Origin of the sequence: Streptomyces sp. adm13(2018), assembly GCF_008042145.1 — a bacterium.
GTDB lineage: Bacteria > Actinomycetota > Actinomycetes > Streptomycetales > Streptomycetaceae > Streptomyces.
The window spans coordinates 1,047,632-1,052,931 of record NZ_RDBH01000141.1; the positions used below are offsets into that span (position 1 = coordinate 1,047,632).

5 protein-coding genes are annotated in these 5,300 nt (G+C 72.2%); all 5 read left to right on the forward strand.

The features are described from left to right. A partial coding sequence (infB, locus tag EAO70_RS32935) for a translation initiation factor IF-2 (RefSeq protein ID WP_410091583.1) occupies positions 1-2,379 on the forward strand: 2,379 nt, incomplete at its 5' end. Between the two features lie 148 nt (positions 2,380-2,527). Next, entirely contained in the window at positions 2,528-2,821 is a 294-nt protein-coding gene (locus EAO70_RS32940) for a DUF503 domain-containing protein (RefSeq protein WP_148006414.1), read from the forward strand. Positions 2,822-2,852: 31 nt separating this feature from the next. Continuing rightward, positions 2,853-3,293 carry a 30S ribosome-binding factor RbfA gene (gene rbfA, locus EAO70_RS32945; protein WP_148006415.1) on the forward strand — a complete coding sequence of 147 codons (441 nt, stop codon included), beginning with the start codon at positions 2,853-2,855 and terminating at the stop codon, positions 3,291-3,293. Next, positions 3,290-4,216, forward strand: coding sequence for a tRNA pseudouridine(55) synthase TruB (truB, locus tag EAO70_RS32950; protein ID WP_148006416.1), 927 nt, complete (start codon positions 3,290-3,292; stop codon positions 4,214-4,216). Before rbfA ends, truB begins: the two co-directional genes overlap by 4 nt. A 231-nt stretch (positions 4,217-4,447) precedes the next feature. Then, the coding region (locus tag EAO70_RS32955) for a trypsin-like peptidase domain-containing protein (protein ID WP_148006649.1) at positions 4,448-5,300 on the forward strand (853 nt) is incomplete at its 3' end.

Here is a 5,300-nt window from a genome sequence, read left to right on the forward strand (position 1 = left end):
GCCCTGACCCTGCGGGCGCGCGGCGCCCCGCGTCCGCAGGGCGGCCCCGGCGGCGCCCCGCGCCCGCAGGGTCAGGGCGGCGCCCGTCCCACCCCCGGTGGGATGCCCCGTCCGCAGGCTCCCCGTCCGGGCGGCGCGCCCGGCGGTAACCGTCCCAACCCGGGCATGATGCCGCAGCGTCCCGCTGCCGGCCCGCGTCCCGGTCCGGGCGGCGGCGGCCGTGGTCCCGGTGGCCCCGGCGGTCGTCCGGGTGGTCCCGGCGGTGGCGGCGGCGGTCGTCCCGGCTTCGCCGGTCGTCCGGCCGGTCCCGGCGGTGGCGGCGGCGGCTTCGCCGGTCGTCCCGGTGGTCCCGGTGGCGGCGGCGGTCGTCCGGGTGGTCCCGGTGGCGGCGGCTTCGGCGGTCGTCCCGGCGGCTTCGGTGGCCGTCCCGGCGGTCCCGGTGGCCGTGGTGGCACGCAGGGCGCCTTCGGTCGTCCCGGCGGTCCCGCGCGTCGCGGTCGCAAGTCGAAGCGTCAGAGGCGCCAGGAGTACGAGGCCATGCAGGCCCCGTCCGTGGGCGGCGTGATGCTCCCGCGCGGTGGCGGCGAGGTCATCCGGCTGTCCCGCGGTGCCTCCCTCACCGACTTCGCCGAGAAGATCGGCGCCAACCCGGCGTCGCTCGTCGCGGTGATGATGAACCTCGGTGAGATGGTCACGGCCACGCAGTCCGTCTCCGACGACACGCTGACGATGCTCGGCGAGGAGATGAACTACCAGGTTCAGATCGTCTCCCCGGAGGAGGAGGACCGCGAGCTCCTCGAGTCCTTCGACATCGAGTTCGGCGAGGACGAGGGCGGCGAAGAGGCTCTGGTCTCCCGTCCGCCGGTCGTCACCGTCATGGGTCACGTCGACCACGGTAAGACCCGACTGCTCGACGCGATCCGCAAGACGAACGTCGTCGCGGGCGAGGCCGGTGGCATCACCCAGGGCATCGGCGCCTACCAGGTGGGCACCGAGGTCAACGGCGAGGACCGCAAGATCACCTTCATCGACACCCCGGGTCACGAGGCGTTCACCGCCATGCGTGCCCGTGGTGCGAAGTCGACCGACATCGCGATCCTCGTGGTCGCGGCCAACGACGGCGTCATGCCGCAGACGATCGAGGCGCTCAACCACGCCAAGGCCGCCGGCGTCCCGATCGTCGTCGCGGTCAACAAGATCGACGTCGAGGGTGCGGACCCGACCAAGGTCCGCGGTCAGCTGACCGAGTTCGGTCTGGTGGCCGAGGAGTACGGCGGCGACACGATGTTCGTCGACATCTCCGCCAAGCAGGGTCTGCACATCGACTCCCTGCTGGAGGCCGTCGTCCTCACCGCCGACGCCTCGCTCGACCTGCGGGCCAACCCGAACCAGGACGCGCAGGGCATCGCGATCGAGTCCCACCTCGACCGCGGCCGCGGTGCGGTCTCGACCGTCCTCGTCCAGCGCGGAACGCTGCGCATCGGCGACACCGTGGTGGTCGGCGACGCGTACGGCCGTGTCCGGGCGATGCTCGACGACAAGGGCAACAACGTCGAGGAGGCGACCCCGTCGACTCCCGTCCTCGTCCTGGGTCTCACCAACGTCCCGGGTGCCGGCGACAACCTCCTGGTCGTCGACGAGGACCGTACGGCCCGTCAGATCGCCGAGAAGCGCGCTGCGCGTGAGCGCAACGCCGCCTTCGCCAAGCGCGTCCGCCGGGTGTCCCTCGAGGACCTCGACAAGGTGCTCAAGGCCGGTCTCGTCCAGGAACTCAACCTCATCATCAAGGGCGACGCGTCCGGTGCGGTCGAGGCCCTCGAAGCCTCGCTGCTCCAGCTCGACGTCGGCGAAGAGGTCGACATCCGCGTCCTGCACCGCGGTGTGGGTGCGGTCACGGAGTCGGACATCGACCTGGCCATGGGCTCCGACGCCATCGTCATCGGCTACAACGTCCGTGCGGCCGGCCGTGCCGCGCAGATGGCGGAGCGCGAGGGCGTCGACGTCCGGTACTACTCGGTCATCTACCAGGCGATCGAGGAAATCGAGGCGGCGCTCAAGGGCCTCCTCAAGCCGGAGTACGAAGAGGTCGAGCTCGGTACGGCGGAGATCCGCGAGGTCTTCCGCTCGTCCAAGCTGGGCAACATCGCCGGTGTCCTCATCCGCTCCGGCGAGGTCAAGCGCAACACCAAGGCGCGCCTCGTCCGCGACGGCAAGGTCATCGCCGAGGACCTCACGATCCACGGTCTGCGCCGCTTCAAGGACGACGTCACCGAGATCCGCGAAGGCTTCGAGGGCGGTATCAACCTCGGAAACTTCAACGACATCAAGATCGACGACGTCATCGCGACGTACGAGATGCGCGAGAAGCCGCGCGCCTGATCGCGTCCGATCGCAGCAGTGAGCCGGGGCCGGTCGGCGGAAACTATTCCGTCGATCGGCCCCGGCCGTTGCGTGTACGGTTTCGGATGTCCCCGCCGAGCGGTCGGCGGGCACACCGAACCCGAACCGGCGGGACATCCGGACACACATGTATGTGGGGACGCTGTCCTTCGATCTGCTCCTCGGCGACGTTCGTTCGTTGAAGGAGAAACGCTCCGTCGTCAAGCCGATCGTCGCCGAGCTCCAGCGGAAGTTCGCGGTGAGCGTGGCGGAGGTCGGCGGCCAGGACCTCCACCGACGGGCCGAGATCGGCGTCGCGATGGTGTCGGGGGACACGGGGCACCTCAGCGACGTACTGGACCGGTGCGAGCGGCTCGTCGCCGCCCGCCCCGAGGTGGAGCTGCTGTCGGTGCGCCGCAGGCTCCACACTGAAGAAGACTGATGTTGAGCAAGGCAAAGAAGGAGAAGGACCAGTGGCCGACAACGCGCGGGCGAAGAAGCTGGCAGACCTCATCCGGGAGGTGGTCGCCGAGAAGCTGCAGCGCGGCATCAAGGACCCCCGCCTGGGCACGCACGTGACCATCACGGACACCCGCGTCACCGGCGACCTGCGGGAGGCCACGGTCTTCTACACGGTCTACGGCGACGACGAGGACCGGGCGAGCGCCGCCGCCGGCCTGGAGAGCGCCAAGGGCATCCTCCGTTCGGCCGTGGGCCGCGCGGCCGGGACCAAGTTCACCCCGACCCTGACCTTCGTGGCCGACGCCCTCCCGGAGAACGCCCGGACCATCGAGGACCTCCTCGACAAGGCGCGCGCCTCGGACGAGCAGGTGCGGGAGGCGTCCTCGGGCGCCACCTTCGCGGGAGAAGCCGACCCCTACAAGAAGCCGGGCGAGGACGAAGCCGCCGAATGAGCAACGCAGCGAAGACCCCCCCGGCCCCGGCCGGGCGGGGTCCCCAGGACGGCCTCGTCATCGTCGACAAGCCGTCGGGCTTCACCTCGCACGACGTGGTGGCCAAGATGCGCGGGATCGCCAGGACCCGCCGCGTCGGCCACGCGGGCACCCTCGACCCCATGGCCACCGGTGTCCTCGTCCTCGGCGTGGAGCGGGCGACCAAGCTCCTCGGTCACCTCGCGCTGACCGAGAAGGAGTACCTCGGCACCATCCGCCTGGGCCAGACGACGGTCACCGACGACGCCGAGGGCGAGATCACGGCCTCGGTCGACGCCTCCGAGGTGACCCGCGAGGGGATCGACGCGGGCGTCGCCGAGCTGACCGGCGCCATCATGCAGGTGCCGTCGAAGGTCTCCGCGATCAAGATCGACGGCAAGCGCTCGTACGCCCGCGTGCGGGGCGGCGAGGAGTTCGAGATCCCGGCCCGCCCGGTCACCGTCTCCTCCTTCCAGGTGTACGACGTCCGTGAGGCGACCGCCGAGGACGGCACCCCCGTCGTCGACCTGGTCGTCTCCGTCGTCTGCTCCTCCGGTACGTACATCCGGGCCCTCGCCCGGGACCTCGGCGCCGGACTCGGCGTGGGCGGGCACCTGACCGCGCTGCGCCGCACCCGGGTCGGCCCGTACAAGCTGGACTCGGCGAAGACGCTCGACCAGCTCCAGGAGGAGCTCACGGTCATGCCGGTCGCCGACGCGGCCTCGGCGGCCTTCCCCCGGTGGGACGTCGACGAGAAGCGCGCCAAGCTGCTCCTCAACGGCGTCCGCCTGGAGATGCCCGCCTACCCGGCGGGTCCCGTCGCCGTCTTCGGGCCCGGGGGGACGCTGCTGGCCCTGGTCGAGGACCAGAAGGGCAAGGCCAAGAGCCTGGCCGTGTTCGGCTGAGTCGGCTGATCCGAACGGTACGGAGCTCCTCACGGGCTCACGAGTGGGGCGGGCACGCACGCGTGCCCGCCCCACTCGTCTCCCCCCGGGTTCCCCCGCGAGATCCTTTCCGGCCGAACGCCGGAGAATCACCCGATCAGGGAGGCGCTCGAAGCGAAAGGGGGAGCGCCAGGGGGCGTGTTCCCTCCCGATGGTCTCCCGCGTGATCACCGGCGACCTACCGTCGACACCATGGGACGCGGGGACCTGGCGACGCTGGTGCGGATCTGCGATCCGGCGGGCCGGGCGCGCGGCACCGGCTTCCTCGCCGACCACCACGGAACGGTCGTCACCAGCCACGAGGCCGTCGACGGGCTCAGCCGCGTCCTCCTGCGCGCCCCCGGCGACCGGAGCTGGCTCGCCGAGGCCGACGCCGTCATCCCCCTCCCGGAGAGCGGCCTCGCGCTCGTCCGGACCGAGGGTCTCGGCGTCCGGCCGCTGCCGCTCGCGACCCGGCCCGAGATCGAACCCGGCACCTACGTCCGGATCCCCGCCCACGGCTGGCGCGAGGCGCGGGTCCTCGGCCCCGCCGCCGTCACCTACACCGCCGCCGACCGCTTCCACTCCCTCGCCGACGCCCTGGAACTCGCCGTCGGCACCGAAGGCGCCGACGCCCTCCGGCTCGGCGGCCAGGCCGCGGGCGGCCCCGTCCTCGACATCGCCACCGGCACCGTCCTCGCCGTCCTCGGCACCGCCCTGCACGGCGACCGCCGGGCCGCCGGCTACGCGGTGCGGCTGCGCACCGACGACCGCCTCGCCACCCTCCTCCGACGCAACGCGGCCACCGTCCCCGCCTACGGCCCCGACCTCAACCTCGCCGCCATCCTGGAACTCACCGCCACCTCCACCGGACCCGTACGGGAACCCGACTCCTGGCCCGAGCCCGTCGAACGACCCGACTGCGTCCGCGAGTTCGCCCGCTTCGCCACCAGCGGGGCGTCGGTGCTCGCCCTCGTCGGCGCCCCCGGCACCGGACGCACCACCGCCCTCGCCGCCTTCTGCGCCCGCCGCGCCCGGGGCGTCGCCCCCGCCCCGACCGTCCGGC